Below are 18,755 nucleotides of genomic sequence, written 5' to 3'. Positions count from 1 at the left end.
ATCAATGCTTGTGAGCGGGCTCGGACATTCCGCCAATCGAACCGACATTGAAGCTGACGTCAACGCTGCCAGCCTTCTCGAACGTCAACGTCGCTTTCATCGTATCGCCCTGCTTGAGCGGCTGCTTGATGTCCATGAACATCATGTGGAAGCCACCCGGCTTCAGTTCGACAGTCTCACCGGGCTTGATCGTCAGGCCTTCCGGTACCGCACGCATCTTCATCACGCCATCGGTCATCGACATTTCGTGGACTTCAACGCGGTCGGAAATGCTCGCCGTGGCTTTCACAAGGCGATCGTCCGTTTTTCCGTTGTTGGTGATCTTCAGGTAGCCGCCTGCGATCTTGGCGCCACCGGGTGTTGCACGTGTCCATGGCGATGAGACCACCAAGTCACCGACCTTGAACGTGTCGCCGCCTGTCGCAGCGGGCGCGCTCATATGCATGTGGTCCATGCCACCATGGTCCATCTGCGCCATCGTTGTCGTGTCGGAGGCGATCCGCACCCCCGGCGCCGGAGCCTTCAAGGCATGCGGGCTTTGTCCCGCGGCCGGAATCTCCGACCAGCTGATTTCGCCGCCCGCGCACTTTTGCGTAGTCGGAAAATACACCGACTGCCCGGGTTGGAAATCACCGGAGATAAAGCTCGTGAACACGAACTCATCGTAGTTGTCGTCGGACAGCGAGCCACCCGACCACACGATCTCCTTTGGCCCCTCAGTCACCGCCTTGCCGTGGCTCTGATAGGTCTTGGCATAGGCGCCGCGCGTGATGTTCAGCGTCCAACCGGGCTTTGGCATCGGCTTCACACCGATCACGCCTTCGGGAATCTGAACGCGGATGCTCTGTGTCGGCTGTCCGTCGCAGCCGTGCGGCACTTGGAGTACGGCCTTGTAGTATGTGTTGGCTCGCGTTTCACCGGTCGCCAGAGTGATGTGCGCAAACGCGCTCGATTGCGATACGACGATCGACAGCGCTGCAACTCCAGCGCCTGCAAACAACCTCAGCGGGTTGCGGATAGTGGTGGTCATGATGTCCTCGAAAGCTGATTGAGAAAGTTCGATGTTCGGTTTCAGACCAGCTTCGGAGGACCACGTGCTGAAAAGACCTGCGTTGTAACCGCAACGCGTGCTCCGGTATCGCGCAGGATCTCCTCGGATCGGGATGGGCTACGCCATATCAGCGCGAGACCATGGGGCTGTGGCTCCAATGCAGTGAGACCACCCGCGCAGATCGAAAGACAATCATGGTGCAAACCATGTTGAGGGGTCGGGGCGGTATCGCCGGTCCTGTCTTCTGATTGAACGCCCTTGCAGATTTGCGTGAACGCGCCCGCGTCGGGCACTCCCGCCTGCGCCCCGCTCCAGGCGATGACGAGGGTCTGTATCGCCAGCGCATGTGAAAGCAGCAGGGCCAGACACAGACGGCGCATGGACGAAAAATTCCGCATCGCGCGGCTATGCCACGCGCGTCCGCAGGCGTCCATGATTCTCACAATCAGGCGACACAAGGCTGCGTGAAAACTCATAATGAACTATTGTTCACAGCTTTAAGAAGAAAAGTACCGAGAATCTTAGTTCAGCGGAATTATTCCGCCGTCACCGCCGAAGAAAGCATAGCTCTCGTTGCCGTGACCGCTCCGTTGAAGGAACTGAAAAGTGAGCGCTGGCAAAAAACCTCGATAAATTGCCGAAATCGAGGCGTTTCAACCCAAAGCCCCACCTTTCCCGCTAAGCTCTTAGATGAAAGATTAATCACTTCTTAATAAGCCATGCATGTTTTGCCTAGCTGCATCGCAACATTTACTGTGTTGCAACGCAGAAACCTCGCTTATATTCCTTTCAACCGATGAGGCTGCTTTCAAGAGCTGAATCGAGAATTCGAAGGAGATTATCATGTTGCTCTCGCTCATCCGCGTTATTCAGGCGTTCCGCGACTATCAGCGCAATGTTTCCGAACTGTCGCAGCTCAGCGACCGTGAACTGGCTGACATCGGACTTGACCGCTCGGACATCCGCCGCGTTGCTGCTGGCGCCTACAACGGCTAATCAGCCGAAGTCTGCGAACTAACGGATCACGCCCGCGACTAGCGGGCGTTGTCGTATATAAGCTTTCAATTGTTCTGGTGGAGTCGCCGTGCCCGTTGCGCCCGTCCGCCGCGGGCTCTAGTTGTGAGCCATGACAATTGAAAACAAAGCTGCGTCCACGGATACCGTTCACATTATCGGCGGAGGCCTCGCCGGGTCCGAGGCTGCCTGGCAGATTGCCAATGCCGGCGTGAATGTTGTCCTTCATGAAATGCGGCCAGTCCGCACGACCGACGCACACCGCACCGACAGTGTCGCCGAGCTCGTTTGCTCGAACTCATTCCGCTCCGACGACGCAGCGAATAACGCTGTCGGCCTGCTTCACGCCGAGTTGCGTAAGCTGAACTCCCTGATCATGCGTAGCGCTGACGCCAACCAGGTTCCAGCCGGCGGCGCACTGGCGGTTGACCGCGACGGCTTTTCAGCAGCCGTCAATGCGGCGCTCGTCGCTCATCCGCGGGTCGAGATCCAGCGCGAGGAAGTCGCCGGCCTGCCACCCGAAGAATGGCAGAACGTCATCGTTGCAACCGGTCCGCTGACATCGGCACCGCTGGCCGAGGCTATCCGTGCACTTTCGGGCGAAACCGCCCTCGCCTTTTTTGACGCGATTGCGCCCATCGTGCATCGCGACTCCATCGATATGTCGATCGCGTGGTTTCAGTCCCGCTATGACAAGGTTGGTCCGGGCGGCAACGGCGCCGACTACATCAATTGCCCGATGACACGCGAGCAGTATGACGCCTTCGTCGATGCGCTGATTTCCGGCGAAAAGACCGACTTCAAGGAATGGGAAGCCAACACGCCGTACTTCGACGGCTGTCTGCCGATCGAAGTGATGGCAGAACGCGGCCGCGAAACCTTGCGCCATGGGCCGATGAAACCGGTCGGCCTCACCAACCCCCGCGACCCAACGGTCAAGCCCTACGCCATCGTGCAGTTGCGCCAGGACAACAAACTCGGCACGCTCTACAACATCGTCGGCTTCCAGACCAAACTGAAGTACGGCGCGCAGACGCAGGTCCTTCGCATGATCCCCGGTCTGCAGAACGCGGAGTTCGCACGCCTTGGCGGGCTCCATCGCAACACGTTCCTCAACTCCCCGAAGCTGCTCGACCCGCAACTGCGACTGCATGCGCAGCCGCGTTTGCGTTTTGCCGGCCAGATGACCGGCTGCGAGGGCTATGTCGAATCCGCCGGAATTGGGTTGCTTGCGGGACTCTTCGCTGCCGCAGATGTACGCGGAGACGCAATCACGCCACCGCCGCCGACAACAGCGCTGGGCGCGTTGCTCGGCCATATCACCGGCGGGCACATCGAAACGATCGATGCCGGACCGCGCTCGTTTCAGCCAATGAACATCAATTTCGGATTATTCCCGCCGCTCGCCTCGCCGCCGACCAAAAAGCCCGACGGCACGCGGCTGCGCGGCAACGAGAAGACCATCGCCAAGAAACAGGCGATCAGCGCACGCGCCTTGGTCGATCTCGATCATTGGATCGCCGATACATTGCGCGTGTCGAACGCTGCCTGATCGGATCGCGGATCAGCTTTTGAACAGCGATCCGCTTGCCGCGCGCCAGATCGTCCAAAGCGTTGCCAGACGCGACATCGACGGCGGATCGAACGGGTTCGATGAGTCGAGCTTCGACAGGAGACGCTGCACTATCACCACGGGCAGGAAAGCCGGCCGCGCCGCGGCCGGCGCGTTCCCCATCAACGCCATCGCGGTATCCAATTGCTTGCGCGCCTCACGGCGCAAATGAGCCAAAGCTTCCCGCAATGGCTCATCTGATTTTTGCATGAATACGTCTTCGGCGATCACATCATGAAGGTTCATGAGATCGGCCGGCAGATAGAGCTGCCGCCGCGCGCTGTGTCGCGGCAACGCAAGCATCACATCGACCAATCCCTCGGCAACACCCGCGTGATCGGCAATCCGCACAACTTCAGGCGAGGTGACGCCAAGCGTACGGGCACGCAGCGTATACAGCGCCGCTGACGTATCGCGGCAATGCGCCTCGAGCGCGGCAATATCCGGCATGGGATCGTCGTAGACGTCGAACACATGCGCATCGATCAGTCGAACGAAGGTCTCGACAGGCAGGCCATATTCCTTGATCGCGCGTAGTAACTCAGCAGCGACGGGATTGCCCGTGACATCGCCATGCGCCGTTCCACCGGTATGTCCCGTCAAAGCATCGCGCCACCATTGCAGGCGGATCTCGCCCGTCAGCGCCTGACTGACATGATCGCGCACGTGAGCGACTTCGCTGCGAAAAGCTGCCAGCGCCAGCCACGCGCGACGCGGCGCAGGCGGGACAAACAGGCTCGCGGCGTAACTGGTGAAGTCGCGCGTGCGCACCAGATCGGCACAAAACGCGGCATCGCCCGAAGCTGACGTCGTCATGGCACGGCAATCAATGCAGCCGCAACGCGGCGGCGTTCACCCATCATCACGTTGTAGGTGCGGATCGCCGGACCTGTCTGCATGGTGTCCAGAACGACTTTCACCCGCCGAAGCGCTTCGCGCAGGCTCGACGGCGGCAGCCATACACCTGCCCCGGTCCCAATCAACAAGGTGTCGATGTCAGCGGACTGCTCAAACACGCGAAACAACGACGCTTCGGTAATTTGCTCCGGGGCCGAGACAGGCCATGCCCAGATGGCTTCCGGCAGGCACAACAACGAACCGCGGTGCGACATGTCCGCGAAGCGGAAACCGCCATTGCCATAAGCATCGATCGGCGCGGATCGAGGAAGGTGCAGCGCATCGGGTTGGGAGCGGTCTGGCGACAAGATCAGGCGCCCTTCAACTGAGAGCGCGACCCAACGCAAATCGGATACCGCGTTGGATCACGTCCTTACTGTTTACTTCTTCGACGGTTTATCTTTCGACGACTTGTCTTTCGACGGCTTATCTTCGTCTTCCCCGCTCTCGCGGTTGGCGCCGACGCCGAGGTAGATCAGGATCGGGGCTGCGATGAAGATCGACGTATAAGTACCGACCAGCACCACGCCGAACATCATCGTTGCAGCGAAGCTGTGGATGGCCTTGCCGCCGAACAGCAACAGAGCGAGCAACGCCAACGTCACAGTCACGTGGGTGATGATGGATCGCGACAGCGTCGAGTTAATCGATGTGTTGAGCAGATCGGTCATCGGCATTTTCTTGTAACGCCGCAGCATTTCGCGAATACGGTCGTAGATGACGACGGTGTCGTTGAGCGAATAGCCGAGAATGGTCAGCAGCGCCGCGATACTGGTGAGATCGAACTCAATCTGCGTGATGGACATGAAGCCGAGCGTCAGCACGATATCGTGGACGTTCGCGATCATCGCACCCAGGGCGAACTGCCATTCGAAGCGGAACCAGAGGTAGATCAGGATCGAGAAGATCGCGAGCATCAGGCCAATCGTGCCGAAAGCAAGAAGTTCGCCCGACACGCGCGGACCGACGACCTCGACGCGGCGATAGTCGATGGTGTCGCCGAACAGCTGACGCACCTTCTGCACGGCCTCCTGCTGAGCCTTATCACCGCCCGGCTGTTCGGCAATACGGATCAGCACCTCATCTGGACCGCCGAACTGCTGAAGCTGAACGTCACCAAAGTTGAGCGTGCCCAATTGTGTGCGCAGCGCGGCGATATCGGCCGGGCCGGACTTGGTTTTGATTTCAAGCAGCATGCCGCCCTTGAAATCGATGCCGAAGTTCAAACCGTGGGTGAAATACAGTGTAATCGCCAGGATCGACATCGCCGCCGAGATCGGGAAGCTGATCCGGCGAAAGCGCATGAAGTCGAACTTCGTATCGTCCGGAACGATGCGAAGGGCTGGAATAACGCCGTAGATGCTCAACACCGTCAGGATAACGATGAAGATGGCAAGCGCGATAATGATCGTATGAGTCACAGCCAACTACCTCAAATCGGAACGGTCTTTGGCCGCTTCCAGCTCACCCATGTCGCAACGATCAGCCGCGTGACAGTGAACGCCGTGAATACGGTGGTGATGATACCAATGCCGAGTGTGACGGCAAAGCCGCGAACCGGACCCGTGCCGATGTAGAACAACACAGCCGCCGCGATGAACGTGGTGATGTTGGAGTCCATGATCGTGGCCAGCGCGCGACTGAATCCGGCATCGATCGCCGAGATCGCAGTGCGGCCGTTGCGCAATTCCTCTCGGATGCGCTCGTAGATCAGCACGTTGGAGTCCACCGCGATGCCGACGGTCAGGACGATGCCGGCGATGCCGGGCAGCGTCAGCGTCGCGTTCAAAAGCGACAGAATGCCGAAGATCATGGCAACGTTGATCGCCACCGCCACGTTCGCAAAGAAGCCAAACAAGCGATAGGTCAGCAACATGAAGACAATGACCAGCACCGAACCGACGTAAGATGCCAGTTCACCTGCGGCAATCGAATCTTGTCCGAGGCCCGGTCCGACCGTGCGTTCTTCGATCGCGGTCAGCGGCGCCGGCAACGCGCCGGCACGCAGCAGGATCGCGAGATCGTTGGCCCCCTGCACGGTGAAGTTGCCGGAGATCTGTCCGGAGCCACCGGTGATGGGTTCGCGGATCACAGGCGCCGAAATCACCTCGTTGTCGAGGACGATCGCGAACGGCTGGCCGACATTTTCAAGGGTCGCCTGTGCGAACTTGCGTGCGCCGGACGTGTTGAAACGGAAGGTCACGATCGGCTCACCGGATCGCTGGTCGAAGCCCGGCTGCGCGTCGGTCAGATCCGCACCCGGCACCAACACCTGCTTCTTGATGACATACGGAATCTTTGGCGACGATGCGCTCATCAGGATTTCAGAATCCGGCGGCACCCGGCCCTGCTGGGCCTGTTCAGGCGACACCGAGCTGTCCACCATCCGGAATTCCATTTTCGCGGTCTTGCCGACGAGTTCTTTCACGCGCGTCGGATCCTGCAATCCGGGCACCTGCACGAGAATGCGGTCGACACCCTGACGCTGAATCAGCGGCTCGACGGTACCGAGCTCGTTGATGCGCTTTTCAATGATCTGGATCGACTGCTCGACCGTCTGACGGATCCGTTCGGTGATCGCGGCCGGCGGCACCGTGAGCCGGATCAAGCCACCTCCGGCATCGCTGACTTCCACACTGCGTTGCCCGCTCGACCCGAGAATCCCGCCCAGCGGCTGCGACAGTTCACGCAGCTTCGCCAGCGCATTCGTCAAATCGGTATCCTTGACGCGCACCTCGACATTCTCGTTGCGCACGGCAAGACCGGTGTAGCCGATCTTGGCGTCACGCAATGAGCGCCTGACATCGTCACGAACCGCCTCCAGCTTGTCCTTCTTCACCGAGTTGGAATCGACTTCGAACAGAAGGTGAGAACCGCCCTGCAGGTCGAGACCAAGGACGACATGACGCTGGGCCCATTTCGGCCAGGTCTTGACCGTCGCTTCAGGGAAGAAGTTCGGGACCGCGAAAAGGCAAACGATCAAGGCGGTCAGAATGATCGCCAGTGCCTTCCACCGCGAGAAATACAACATCGAGATGACCTGTCAGATCAGATACATAAAGTCGCGGACCGAAAGCCTCAGCTTGCGGCGGATTCTTCCTTTGAATCCTTGGCGGGCTCACCCTTGGTCCGGACGCCGGTAATCATCCCGCGCATCTGGCGGATGCGGACGCCGTCGGAGATTTCCACCTCGATCTGGTCATCGTCCACCACCTTGGTGACCTTGCCAACCAGACCGCCATTGGTGATGACGGTATCGCCCCGGCGAATGTTCTTCACCAATTCCTGATGATCCTTCAATTTCTTCTGCTGGGGCCGAAGAATCAGGAAGTACATGATCACGAAGATCAACGCGAACGGCAGCAGTGACATCAGCATACTGTTGGTGTCACCGGCAGCACCGGCAGCCTGGGCAAAGGCAGGGGTAATCAGCATCGAAGGATCCTCGTGGGGTGCATGCCAAGCAGAACAAGCCGTTGGCATTAGGCCGTTTTGGCCAAATTTGCGCGGACTATAGCGGCCATTGTCCCAATTGCAACGGCGGGCAGGCCTTCCATTTGGGCGGGTTGCGGCCGCCCGCAAGCCTCGCATAGGGTGCGGCGCAAGGAAGTGGAAACATGTCGAAAAAGTCACGTAAAACAAGCCTCGCCAGCCCCAAAAAGGCGACTCAGCGAAAGACCGCCAAGCCCGCGACAAAACGCCCGGCGTCTGCCGCCACCCCCAGCGCCGATGAGCGGATCGCCAAGGCGCTCGAAGCCATCGCCGCCAGCCTGTCGGCTTCGACGGCTAAGCCGTCCGCGGCAGATTCCCTGAAGGCCGCGGCCGCCTTTATCTGGCACCCCGATGGGCGGCTGGCGCCGGTTCCGCGGGTCAACCGCGTCGAACTCGGCCTCCTGAAGGGGGTCGACCGGATGCGCGACATTTTGATTGAAAACACCGAACGGTTTGCCACGGGACTGCCGGCGAACAACGCCCTGCTGTGGGGTGCCCGCGGGATGGGCAAATCGTCGCTGGTCAAGGCCGCTCACGCCACCGTCAACGCCATGCCCGAGGTGAATGGCCGGCTGAAGCTGATTGAGATCCATCGCGAGGACATCGAAAGTCTGCCGAACCTGATGTCGCTGCTGCGCGAGTCGGATTTCCACTTCATCGTGTTCTGCGACGATCTGTCGTTCGACGGCAATGATGCGTCCTACAAGTCGCTCAAGGCGGTGCTGGAAGGCGGCATCGAAGGCCGACCGGAAAACGTCATCCTCTATGCCACGTCCAACCGCCGTCACCTGCTCGCCCGCGACATGATCGAGAATGAACGCTCGACCTCGATCAATCCCGGCGAGGCTGTCGAGGAAAAGGTCTCATTGTCCGACCGCTTCGGTCTCTGGCTCGGCTTCCACAAGTGCAGCCAGGATGAGTACCTCGATATGGTGAAAGGCTATTGCAGCCACTTCGGCGTCAAGATTGCGGAAAGCGAGCTCGAACGCGAAGCCCTCGAGTGGGCCACCACGCGCGGATCGCGGTCCGGCCGTGTGGCCTGGCAGTTTACGCAGGAGTTGGCCGGCCGCATGGGCGTCCGGCTGACCGCCAGCACCTGATCCTTGCCAACCAGATCTCGGGCCCGGATCACACGTCTAGTGGAGTGGATTTGACATTCGCTCCCTAACCGGCAGCGAGTTCGTCAAGCGAATGTCAAATCCAGAACTCCACTAGAAACTCATGTTTGCTAGTGGTCCTTTAATTCTAACATTCGCAGGCAATGCCCGCTGAAACGGGATGCGAATGTTAGAATTGGACCACTAGTCCGCTGCCTTCACAAGGTTACGGACAACCGCCTCGAGCGGTGTTTGGCCTGTCCAATGTTCAGCAGCTCCGCCCTCGAAATCGATCCAGCCTTCATTGAAGCCGTCGATCATCCGCATCCGCGGCACCGGGTGCTTCATGCCTTGCGAACGAAACGTCGCCTCCCACGTCTCGCACGGGACAGCCTCGACGTGAACCCGACGGCCGATCGTCTCGGCGAACGCACGTCCGATGTCGTTGGCTGAATAGCGACGCGGCGCTTCAAGTTCGACGATCCGTGTCCCTGTCCAGGTCTGTTGCAAAAGATCGGCAACGACGACTCCGATGTCGGCGGTCGCAATCATCGGGATCGGATGATCGAGCGGCTGCAGGTAGGACGGCATGTGTCCGCCCCTTGCCGCAGCGACATCCCATGCGGAGTTCTCCATGAACCAGGCTGGGCGCAACAATGTCACCGACACGGACAGCGCACGCAGCCCCTGCTCCATGATCGTGGCGTTGGTCAGCAGGTTTTCCTGGCTCGCTTGCGCTCCAACCGTCGAGAGATAAACCACGCGGCCGGGACGCGCAGCTTTGATCGCAGCGCTTACGGCATCCAGGATCTTGCGGGTCTGTGGAAATCCAGGCTCAGGGTCGTAATTCGGCGGCGTCATCAGGAACACCCCGTCTGCACCGGCGAAGGCTTTTGTCAGCGCCACGGCATCATCGATTGCGGCCAACGCGACATCGCATCCCTTCTCCGACCAGGACCTGCCTTTGTCGGTGCTGCGAACAATGGCGCGGACATTCTCGCCGCGACCGAGAAGCGCGCGCGCAGCCGCGCCGCCCACCCGGCCTGTAATTCCAGTGATGGCGTACATGATTGACTCTTTTTTGAGCTAGCGAGGGGAAGAAGGTCGGGGGATCGTTATCCCGCAGGCGCATCCCACTCCGGAGCAAAAGCCGGATTCACCCGCCGCCCGCCCTTCGGCAAAGCGGCAATGGCGCGCCGGTCTTCATCGTCGAGTTTCACAGCCAGGGCATCGAGATTGGCCTGTTGGCTGGCCGGGCTTTGCGCCTTGGGAATGGCCGCGACATTGTCCTGCTCGAGCAACCAGGCAATCGCAACTTGCGCGGCGGACACGCCGTGCTTGCGGCCGATCGTCTGCAACTCGGGGCTGTCCACAACCGTGCCCTTTGCCAGCGGTGCGTAGGCCACGAGAGGCACGCCCTTGGCGCGGAGATATTTGAGCAGCACCGATTGATCGAGGAAGGTGTGATACTCGACCTGATTGCAGGCAATCGGCGCGCCGACGGTCTCGATCGCGGTTTTCATCAATGGGAGCGTAAAATTGGCGACACCGATCGCACGGGTCCGTCCCTCCTCGCGCAGACGCATCAACGCCTCCAAAGCGCGCGGCAGATCCATGCTCTTCGATGGCCAGTGGATCAGGTAAAGGTCGACGAAATCGAGTTTCAGCTTCTTGAGACTGAGATCGAAGGCCCGCTGGATGGCATCGGGAGCAAGGTTTTCATACCAGACCTTCGTGGTGACATGCAGATCACCGCGCTTGATCCCCGAGTTCGCGATCGCGTCCCCGACGGCATCTTCATTGGCGTACATTTCGGCGGTGTCGATATGACGGTAACCCAGCGACAAGGCGCTTTCCGTCGCAACACGACAGGCATCCCCCGTCATGAGGAAGGTGCCAAATCCAAGCCGAGGGAAGCGAATTCCTTGGGTCTCGATGCTTTCCATGATTTCAGTCCTGCATTCCGATGTTCGATCACGAGCGGCGTGCTCTTATCGCGCCGCAGGCGTTTTGACTTAAGTGCGATTATGTCACATCATTAATGACATTCAGTCAGGAATTGAAGCGTGTCATTTGACGGACGATTGCTGGCGGGCGTCAGTGTGCTGACCGCCGTCGTCGAAGGCGGCAGCTTCGTGCGGGCCGCCGAGGCCCTTGGAATAACAGCATCAGGTGTCAGCCGTGCGATAGCCCGTCTCGAGGCGCGGGTCGGCGTCCGGCTGCTCGATCGCACCACGCGCTCGGTCAGCCTGAGTGAGGAAGGCCGCCGCTTCTACGAGCGCGTCAAACTATCCCTTGCTGCGATCGAGGAAGCCGCCGTCCATGCATCCGGCGCCACCAACGTGGTGCGTGGTCGCCTTCGCGCCCGTGTGGCCATCCTCGTCACGACCGGTGTGCTCGCAGGGCGGCTGGGCGAGTTCCTGGCCCGCTATCCGGAGCTCTCGGTGGAGATCATCACACAGGACAGGACCGGCGACCTCGTTGCTGACGGCATCGACGTCGCGATCAGCTTCGGCGATCAAGCCGCGCCTTCGCTGGTCTCGCGCAAACTGCTGAACGCGCGAATTTTGACCGTCGCCTCGCCTGCCTATCTTAAACGCCACGGCCGGCCTGCCCATCCAAACGACCTCAAAAATCATTCCTGCATTCACTTCCGCGATCCCGCGACCGGACAGGCTTTCGACTGGGAATTCCACAAAGGCCGCAAGATCCTCAAGGTTGAGACACCAAGCCGGCTCACCTTGAGCGACGGCAACGCATTACTGACGGAATGCATTGCCGGCACCGGTATTGCTCAGGTGACTGAAAATGCAGTCCGCGAATTCATCGAGCGCAGACAACTCGTAGAGTTATTTCACGAGTGGAATGGCGAGACGTTCCCGCTATACGCGTTCTATCCTTCCCGGCAGCATGCTCCGGCGAAGGTCCGCGCCTTCATCGATTTCATGCTCGAAATAGCGCGCTAGAAAATCAAACAAGCCAAAAAAATATCGGTTCTGATCAAATCAGAACCGATATTGGACTCGTGATGCGCTCGGGTTGCTCGAAAACGCTAGGCGCCGTTGAGGAACCGTAATGGATCGATTGCGGTCGATCCCTTGCGGATCTCGAAGTGAAGCTGCGGAGATCCAACCTCACCCGACTGGCCCGACTTAGCGATGACCTGGCCGCGCTTGATCGTATCGCCACGCTTCACCATCAGCTCACTCGCGTGAGCATAGGCGGTGACGTAGCCGTTGGCATGCCGGACCAGAATGAGATTGCCGTAGCCTTTCAATTCATTACCCGAATAAGTAACGACGCCATCCTCAGCAGCCTTGACGGGCGTGCCCTCTGGAACAGCGACGTTGATGCCGTCATTCTGCTTGCCGTTGACGCTCGTGCCGTAAGTCATGATCACCCGGCCACGCACCGGCCATCGGAATGTCGGCAGCGCATTGGTCGTCTCTGCAGCCTTCACCGGAGACTGCGCTTCAGGAACATCATGCGCCTCAGACGCAAGGCGAACCTTCTGAGCCGGCTCGGCAGAGGCGACCGCTACGGGTTTAGCCGCAGGAGCCGGAGCTTGGGCCACGGCGACCGGCTTCGGAGTCCCAGACGCGAGCGCCGGTGCCGGGGCTTGAGCCGCAGCAAGGTGCGCGGATTTTCCACCGGGAATATTGACCTTGTCGCCGATCTTGAGCTGCGTCGTGACCGGAATGTTATTGGCAGCAGCCAACTGAGCAGGGCTGACGTGATAACGGCGCGACAGGTTCATCAACGTGTCGCCGCTCTTGGCAACGTGTACGCTGGAAGGCAACGCTGCCGCGACCTTCGTGTTCGGCGCGGGCGACAACGCGGGTGGCTGGGCCTGCGCCGTGCGGCGAGGAATAATGAGCTGTTGACCCGGCTGAAGCACGCGCGGTCCGCTGTAGCCGTTGGCGCGCAGAATATCAGCCGGCGGTACATTGTATCGACGTGCGATCACGTCGAGCGTATCGGACGTCCCGACGATGATCTTCGTTCCACCTTGGTGATTGAACTCTGGCGTTGCGGCAACCGAGCGCGGCGGTGGCGTGCTGCCGGTGTGCTCGATCGGCGATGACGGCGGCGTGTACGATGCCATACCGCGGCCGCCACCGGACGTCGGCGCACTGCTGGGCGCAGACAACGGCGCAGAGATCACCGGAGCGGGGCGCGGCCGGGCGTATTGCGGCAGCTCGCGTTGCGGCTGCGGGTAGCCCTGCTGATAGCTTTGCTGCTGGTAGCTTGGCTGCTGGTAATTGTGTTGCTGGTAGTTCTGCTGAGGGTACCCTTGATGGACCGAGCCCGTAGACTCCGGCGCTCCCCTCGAAGCAAAAGGATTGGAGAACGAGTTATCGGAGAGGCGCGTCGATGTATCCGCGCTACATCCTCCGAACCCCACTGAAACGAGCGCCAGAACCGCAAAATGCGGAACGCGGCGCGAGCTGATCAACTCGGCGAAGCGGGACATGGTTACTCACTTGTACGCAACTGGCACAAAGTTGAGTAAACACATCCGGAGTTAAATAACTGTTTATGCCGCGTGCTTCGCCTTAACGAATAACACGATGAGTTGACCAGCGCCCCGATTCAGAAGTTCGCCCGATTTTCTCTGGGTGTCACAACTCGCGGGCCACGCCCGGCAGTGTCGGCACGAAACGGACGGCGACGAGTTCCTGTGACGGATAGTCTTCACCGCTCCTCTGAAATCGTTTGAGCATCTGGCTGCTCTGCAGCGGCCCCACCGGCGCGATGAGCATCCCGCCCGGCTCAAGACGGTTGAGCAGCGCCTGCGGCACCTCCTCCATGGCCGCAGTCACCATGATACGGTCGAACGTCCCCAGCGTTTCGGGCAGGTCGAGACCATCGCCCAGAACCACCTCGACATTGGCGCTGCCAAGTCTGGCGAGAACCTTCCGGGCGCGATCGGCCAATGTGCGAAACCGTTCGATGGTCACGACTTCACGGCTCAGCTTCGACAAGATCGCCGCCTGGTATCCAGACCCGGTCCCGATTTCCAGCACACGGTGCTCGGGACGAACCTGAAGCTGCTCTGTCATATAGGCCACGACAAAAGGCTGGCTGATGGTCTGGCCGCAGTCGATGCCCAGCGCCGTATCCCGGTAGGCATAATCGTGATCGGCCGGGCTGACGAAGAGTTCACGCGGAACATCTTCCATCGCCTTCAGGACAGCCTGATCGCTGATACCTCGCCGCCTGAGATTGAGTTGAAACATCATCTTTTCACTAGGCAATGGATGGGACTGAATCTGCATCATGGCACTTACAAGATAACTTCCAGCCGGAAACGAACGATCCGAACTCAATTTGGATTTGACGGGCGCCGCCAGATCAATTTTTGTACTTTAGCAGGTTCCATTTGATGGAACCTAAACATCCGATGCAAGTTATGCGCTGAACAACTATGTTGGTTCAGCACCATACGGTCCAAAATTGCCATGGGGGGCAAATGTCGGGCACTGCTACAGCGGGGTCACCACGCCGCTCCATCCTGCTGGTCGAAGACGAAGTCATGATCCGCATGATGGTCGCGGACATGCTGGAGGAGCTCGGCTATATCATTGCCGGGGAAGCCGGAGATATCGACGAAGCAATTCGGCTGGTACAGGCGATCGATTTCGACCTCGCGATCCTCGACGTCAACGTCAACGGCAAGGTGATCTCTCCCGTTGCCGAGGCTGTTCAGATGCGTAACCGGCCATTCGTGTTTGCGACCGGCTACGGCGCCCAGGGACTGCCGGAAAAATTTCGCGATCGGCCCGCGCTCGAAAAGCCGTTCCAGATGGAAACACTGGCACGCGCAATCGAGGACGCGCTCAAGGGCATCGCGGCTTAAAGCGTTTTCCTTTGAGCGAAGGCGCTCTACTTCAAAACGTCTTTCAGCTTTTCCGAGAACGCAACGTCGGTGCGGTCCAACCGCAACGGCGTGACCGAGACGAAATTCGCGGCGAGCGCGGCAAGGTCAGTCCCTTCCGCCGGCGGATCGACGACCGCGAGCTTTTCAAAGCCGATCCAGTAATACGGATTTCCGCGCCCGTCGCGACGGCCATCGACGCGCAGGAATCCCTGATTGCGCTTGCCTTGCTTCGTGACCTGGATGCCCTTCACTTCGTCCGGCATGCAGGATGGGAAATTGACGTTGATGACGGTGTCGCGCGGCACCCCGAGCTTCATCACGTTGCGGATGACATCTGGTCCAAATTTCAGCGCGGTGTCCCACAACGGCTTGTTACGGGTCTCCATGCTGAATTCCTGCGACAGCGCGAATGACGGCAGACCGAGAATAGTGCCCTCGAGCGCGCCCGCGATGGTGCCGGAATAAACCACGTCTTCCGCGACGTTGCGGCCCTTGTTCACGCCGGACAGCACGAGATCCGGTCCCTTGTCGCCGAGGATGTGGCGCGATCCCATGATGACGCAATCGGTCGGCGTGCCGCGCACCGCAAAGTGACGCGGGCCAACTTCACGCAAGCGCAATGGATCGTTCAAAGACAGCGAATGCGACACCCCCGACTGGTCGAGTTCGGGCGCCACCACCCAGACGTCGTCGGAGATCTTGCTCGCGATCTCCTCGATGATCTTCAGGCCCGGCGCATGAATGCCGTCGTCGTTGGTGCAGAGAATTCGCATCTCACTATTGATCCTTCGAAATCACTTTGAGGCCGCCCATATAGGGCTGCAGAACAGTCGGCACGGCAATCGAACCGTCATCCTGCTGATACGTTTCCATGACCGCAATCAGCGCCCGGCCGACCGCAGTGCCGGAACCATTCAACGTATGGACGAAGCGCGGCTTGCCGTCGGGTCCGCGCGAGCGGGCGTCCATGCGCCGCGCCTGGAAATCACCGCAGACCGAGCAAGACGAAATCTCGCGGTACATGCCGCCATCGCCCTGACCCGGCATCCAGACTTCAATGTCGTAAGTCTTTTGGGACGCAAAGCCCATGTCGCCGGTGCACAGCGTCATCACACGATAGTGCAGCTCAAGCCGGCGAAGCACTTCTTCGGCGCAGGCCAGCATGCGCTCGTGCTCGTCCCTGCTCTGCTCGGGCGCCGTGACGGAGACCAGCTCGACCTTGGTGAACTGGTGCTGGCGGATCATGCCGCGCGTATCGCGCCCTGCCGCGCCCGCCTCCGCGCGGAAGCACGGCGTCAATGCCGTCAACCGCAACGGCAGCTCTTTTTCGTCGAGGATGGATTCACGAACCAGATTGGTCAGCGGCACTTCGGCCGTGGGAATGAGCCAGTAGTTCGACGCATCAGCCTGCGCAGGTCCTGCATAAACCGAGAACTGGTCATCCTTGAATTTCGGCAGTTGGGCGGTGCCGAACATCGCATCGTCACGTACGAGCAGCGGCGGATTGATTTCGGTGTAGCCGTGTTCACCGGTGTGCAGATCGAGCATGAACTGGCCGATGGCGCGCTCGAGCCGAGCAAGGCCCTTCTTGGTCACGACGAAGCGCGCGCCGGACAGCTTGGCGGCGGCTTCGAAATCCATGAAGCCGAGACCTTCGCCAAGCGCGACGTGCTCATTCGGCTTGAATGCATAACTGCGCTTGGCGCCGAAGTGATGATGTTCGACATTGCCATGCTCGTCGGCGCCATCGGGCACCTCGTCGAGCGGCAGGTTCGGAATACCCGAAAGCTCTTTCTTCAGATCGTCTTCGAACAGCTTGGCGGCGCTCTCGAGCTCTGGCAGCTTGGTCTTGAGCTCGCCGACCTCGGCCATCAAAGCGTTGGCGCGGGCCTCATCCTTGTTCTTCTTGGCCTCGCCGATTTCCTTGGACGCCGCATTGCGCCGCGCCAGCCCCTGCTCGGCCGCGACGATCGCCGTCCGGCGCTTTTCGTCGAGCGCGATCAACGGCTTCGACAATGGCTCCAGCCCACGCCGTTTCAGCGCTTTGTCAAAAGCCTCAGGGTTGTCGCGGATCCATTTGATATCGTGCATGGCGGTTTCTTGGCAATTTCCCGTCATAACCCGGAGTTGTCCGGGCCATCGGCATTCATTCTGCGTGGGTTAGAACAAGTCGCGGACACCCCGGTCAAGCCCGGAAACCACGAATCGAGAGGTCTGGCTGCAATGATAGCCTAGTGCCGCGGATTTGAAGTTCTTCAGATTGAGGTCGCGAGTTCGATGAAGAACTTCAAATCCAAAAGCGGCACTAGAATCATAGGCTTGTTAGTGTCCCTTTGATTCCGAAGTTCGCATCCGAGCCAGCCGCAGGTCCGTGCGAACTTCGGAATCGGGACACTAATGCAGCCTCTCTTTAGGGCTTATTCCGCTGGCGTGGTTGCCGGGGGCGTCGGGGGCGCTGACGGCGGGGTGCCGGTGGTGTCGGCCGCACGCTTTGCGGCATTCTTTTCCACGATGGCCACCGCAATGATCGAGCCCTCGTAGAGGATCAGCAGCGGAATCGCCAGCGATGCCTGGCTGATGACGTCCGGCGGGGTCAGCACGGCTGCAATCACAAACGCGACGACGATGAAATAGCGCCGTTTTTCACGAAGTTGTTTCGAAGTCAGGATGCCGATACGCCCGAGCAACGTCAGGATCACCGGCAGCTGGAAGGCGATGCCAAACGCAAAAATCAGCGACATCATCAGCGACAGATATTCGCCGACCTTGGGCAGCAAAGCGATCTGCGCGGTCTCAATGCCACCGGCCTGCTGCATGCCAAGCGAGAAGCGGATCAGCATCGGCAGCACAACGAAATAGACGAGCAGCGACCCCATCGTGAAAAAGATCGGCGTCGCAATCAGGTAAGGCAGAAACGCGCCCCGCTCGTGTTTATAGAGGCCGGGTGCGACGAACATGTAGATCTGCGCCGCTATCACCGGGAATGAAATGAAGCCGGCGCCGAACATGGCGAGCTTTAGCTGCGTCAGGAAGTATTCCAGCAGCGCCGTATAGATGAACTTGGAATTCTCAGGCCCCGCGACCCAGACGAAGGGCCACACCAGCACGTTGTAAATCTGCTTGGCGAAGAAGAAACAGATCACGAAGGCCACCGCGAACGCCAGCAGCGCCTTGATCAGGCGCGACCGCAGCTCGATCAGATGCTCCATCAACGGCGCTTTGGTCGCTTCGATATCTTCGACGCTCATGACGCTTTGGCGTCCGGTACGTTGGGAGACGGCACGTTTGATGACGGCACATCCGCCGGCGGCGTATGCGCCTCGGCTTCAGCAAAAGTTTCCGGCGTGGGCGACGCAGGCGTTGTCGGCGCCGGCGGGTCGAGCTTCACGGCGTCTTCCACATCCTTGCTGATGGATGTCAGAAGATTGGTCGGTGACATGTCCTTGGCAGCGGATGTGACATCATCGAATTGCTTCTTGATGTCGGCCATTTCGGCCTCGCGCATCGCTTCGTTGAACTGGCCCTGAAATTCAGAAGCCATGCGGCGCGCCTTGCCGATCCATTGCCCGACCATGCGCAACACGCCGGGCAACTCTTTCGGGCCGATGGCGATCAGCGCAACGACGCCGATAACAACCAGTTCACTCCACCCGATATCGAACATAGGAAATTCCGCCTGCGAGGTCTGGCCCCGCCTCCGTCAGTGATGGC

General features: G+C 59.8%; 20 protein-coding genes. 5 read left to right on the top strand and 15 right to left on the bottom strand.

Annotated elements, in window-relative coordinates; translation table 11 throughout:
• Position 1: 1 nt before the first annotated feature.
• Together ACP0KA_RS24350 and ACP0KA_RS24345 are read right to left on the bottom strand one after the other, a co-directional pair.
• Entirely contained in the window at positions 2-1,030 is a 1,029-nt protein-coding gene (locus ACP0KA_RS24350) for a DUF1775 domain-containing protein (protein WP_424631275.1), read from the bottom strand.
• A 41-nt stretch (positions 1,031-1,071) separates the two neighbouring features.
• A complete protein-coding gene (locus tag ACP0KA_RS24345; protein ID WP_424631274.1) occupies positions 1,072-1,431 on the bottom strand; it encodes a hypothetical protein in 360 nt (119 codons plus the stop codon).
• Between the two features lie 463 nt (positions 1,432-1,894).
• Between ACP0KA_RS24345 and ACP0KA_RS24340 the strand changes: the two genes are divergently transcribed.
• Both ACP0KA_RS24340 and trmFO read left to right on the top strand, forming a co-directional pair.
• Positions 1,895-2,047 carry a DUF1127 domain-containing protein gene (locus tag ACP0KA_RS24340; protein WP_424631273.1) on the top strand — a complete coding sequence of 51 codons (153 nt, stop codon included), beginning with the start codon at positions 1,895-1,897 and terminating at the stop codon, positions 2,045-2,047.
• Between the two features lie 130 nt (positions 2,048-2,177).
• Positions 2,178-3,617 carry a methylenetetrahydrofolate--tRNA-(uracil(54)-C(5))-methyltransferase (FADH(2)-oxidizing) TrmFO gene (trmFO, locus tag ACP0KA_RS24335; protein ID WP_424631272.1) on the top strand — a complete coding sequence of 480 codons (1,440 nt, stop codon included), beginning with the start codon at positions 2,178-2,180 and terminating at the stop codon, positions 3,615-3,617.
• Positions 3,618-3,629: 12 nt separating this feature from the next.
• Here trmFO and ACP0KA_RS24330 read toward each other — a convergent pair whose 3' ends face one another.
• The 5 genes from ACP0KA_RS24330 to yajC form a co-directional block, all read right to left on the bottom strand.
• On the bottom strand, positions 3,630-4,493 hold the full coding sequence (locus ACP0KA_RS24330; RefSeq protein WP_424631271.1) for a phytoene/squalene synthase family protein: 864 nt from the start codon (positions 4,491-4,493) through the stop codon (positions 3,630-3,632).
• The gene (locus ACP0KA_RS24325; RefSeq protein ID WP_424631705.1) at positions 4,490-4,885 is read right to left on the bottom strand and encodes an Mth938-like domain-containing protein; all 396 of its coding nucleotides are present in this window, start codon (positions 4,883-4,885) and stop codon (positions 4,490-4,492) included. The genes ACP0KA_RS24330 and ACP0KA_RS24325 overlap by 4 nt, the downstream gene beginning before the upstream one ends.
• 69 nt (positions 4,886-4,954) lie before the next feature.
• Entirely contained in the window at positions 4,955-5,995 is a 1,041-nt protein-coding gene (secF, locus tag ACP0KA_RS24320; RefSeq protein WP_424631270.1) for a protein translocase subunit SecF, read from the bottom strand.
• A gap of 11 nt (positions 5,996-6,006) precedes the next feature.
• Positions 6,007-7,605: a protein translocase subunit SecD gene (secD, locus tag ACP0KA_RS24315; RefSeq protein WP_424631269.1), complete on the bottom strand. Its 1,599-nt coding sequence runs from the start codon at positions 7,603-7,605 to the stop codon at positions 6,007-6,009.
• Between the two features lie 47 nt (positions 7,606-7,652).
• Positions 7,653-8,009 carry a preprotein translocase subunit YajC gene (gene yajC, locus ACP0KA_RS24310; RefSeq protein ID WP_424631268.1) on the bottom strand — a complete coding sequence of 119 codons (357 nt, stop codon included), beginning with the start codon at positions 8,007-8,009 and terminating at the stop codon, positions 7,653-7,655.
• A gap of 182 nt (positions 8,010-8,191) precedes the next feature.
• Between yajC and ACP0KA_RS24305 the strand changes: the two genes are divergently transcribed.
• A complete protein-coding gene (locus tag ACP0KA_RS24305; RefSeq protein ID WP_424631267.1) occupies positions 8,192-9,166 on the top strand; it encodes an ATP-binding protein in 975 nt (324 codons plus the stop codon).
• 201 nt (positions 9,167-9,367) lie between these two features.
• Here ACP0KA_RS24305 and ACP0KA_RS24300 read toward each other — a convergent pair whose 3' ends face one another.
• Positions 9,368-10,231, bottom strand: coding sequence for an NmrA family NAD(P)-binding protein (locus ACP0KA_RS24300; RefSeq protein ID WP_424631266.1), 864 nt, complete (start codon positions 10,229-10,231; stop codon positions 9,368-9,370).
• 47 nt (positions 10,232-10,278) lie between these two features.
• On the bottom strand, positions 10,279-11,109 hold the full coding sequence (locus ACP0KA_RS24295; RefSeq protein ID WP_424631265.1) for an aldo/keto reductase: 831 nt from the start codon (positions 11,107-11,109) through the stop codon (positions 10,279-10,281).
• Between the two features lie 120 nt (positions 11,110-11,229).
• Here ACP0KA_RS24295 and ACP0KA_RS24290 point away from each other — a divergent pair, with 120 nt between their 5' ends.
• Positions 11,230-12,129 (top strand): LysR family transcriptional regulator, encoded by a 900-nt coding sequence (locus tag ACP0KA_RS24290; protein ID WP_424631264.1) that lies wholly within the window; start codon positions 11,230-11,232, stop codon positions 12,127-12,129.
• 86 nt (positions 12,130-12,215) lie between these two features.
• On the opposite strand, the gene ACP0KA_RS24285 is transcribed toward ACP0KA_RS24290, so the two are convergent.
• Together ACP0KA_RS24285 and ACP0KA_RS24280 are read right to left on the bottom strand one after the other, a co-directional pair.
• Complete coding sequence (locus ACP0KA_RS24285) at positions 12,216-13,637, bottom strand: peptidoglycan DD-metalloendopeptidase family protein (protein WP_424631263.1); 1,422 nt, start codon at positions 13,635-13,637, stop codon at positions 12,216-12,218.
• Positions 13,638-13,785: 148 nt separating this feature from the next.
• Positions 13,786-14,442 carry a protein-L-isoaspartate(D-aspartate) O-methyltransferase gene (locus tag ACP0KA_RS24280; protein WP_424631704.1) on the bottom strand — a complete coding sequence of 219 codons (657 nt, stop codon included), beginning with the start codon at positions 14,440-14,442 and terminating at the stop codon, positions 13,786-13,788.
• A gap of 194 nt (positions 14,443-14,636) precedes the next feature.
• Between ACP0KA_RS24280 and ACP0KA_RS24275 the strand changes: the two genes are divergently transcribed.
• Positions 14,637-15,023 (top strand): response regulator, encoded by a 387-nt coding sequence (locus tag ACP0KA_RS24275; protein ID WP_424631262.1) that lies wholly within the window; start codon positions 14,637-14,639, stop codon positions 15,021-15,023.
• A gap of 26 nt (positions 15,024-15,049) precedes the next feature.
• On the opposite strand, the gene surE is transcribed toward ACP0KA_RS24275, so the two are convergent.
• The 4 genes from surE to tatB form a co-directional block, all read right to left on the bottom strand.
• Entirely contained in the window at positions 15,050-15,817 is a 768-nt protein-coding gene (gene surE / locus ACP0KA_RS24270) for a 5'/3'-nucleotidase SurE (RefSeq protein WP_424631261.1), read from the bottom strand.
• Positions 15,818-15,821: 4 nt separating this feature from the next.
• Positions 15,822-17,135, bottom strand: a complete 1,314-nt coding sequence (serS, locus tag ACP0KA_RS24265) for a serine--tRNA ligase (protein WP_424631260.1) — start codon at positions 17,133-17,135, stop codon at positions 15,822-15,824.
• Positions 17,136-17,461: 326 nt separating this feature from the next.
• A complete protein-coding gene (tatC, locus tag ACP0KA_RS24260) occupies positions 17,462-18,292 on the bottom strand; it encodes a twin-arginine translocase subunit TatC (RefSeq protein ID WP_424631259.1) in 831 nt (276 codons plus the stop codon).
• Positions 18,289-18,708 carry a Sec-independent protein translocase protein TatB gene (gene tatB / locus ACP0KA_RS24255; protein ID WP_424631258.1) on the bottom strand — a complete coding sequence of 140 codons (420 nt, stop codon included), beginning with the start codon at positions 18,706-18,708 and terminating at the stop codon, positions 18,289-18,291. Before tatB ends, tatC begins: the two co-directional genes overlap by 4 nt.
• Positions 18,709-18,755 lie beyond the last annotated feature (47 nt).

It is taken from the genome of Bradyrhizobium sp. SYSU BS000235 (assembly GCF_049747295.1).
In the GTDB taxonomy this organism is placed as follows: Bacteria; Pseudomonadota; Alphaproteobacteria; order Rhizobiales; family Xanthobacteraceae; genus Afipia.
This window is presented reverse-complemented; position numbering and strand designations above follow the sequence as displayed.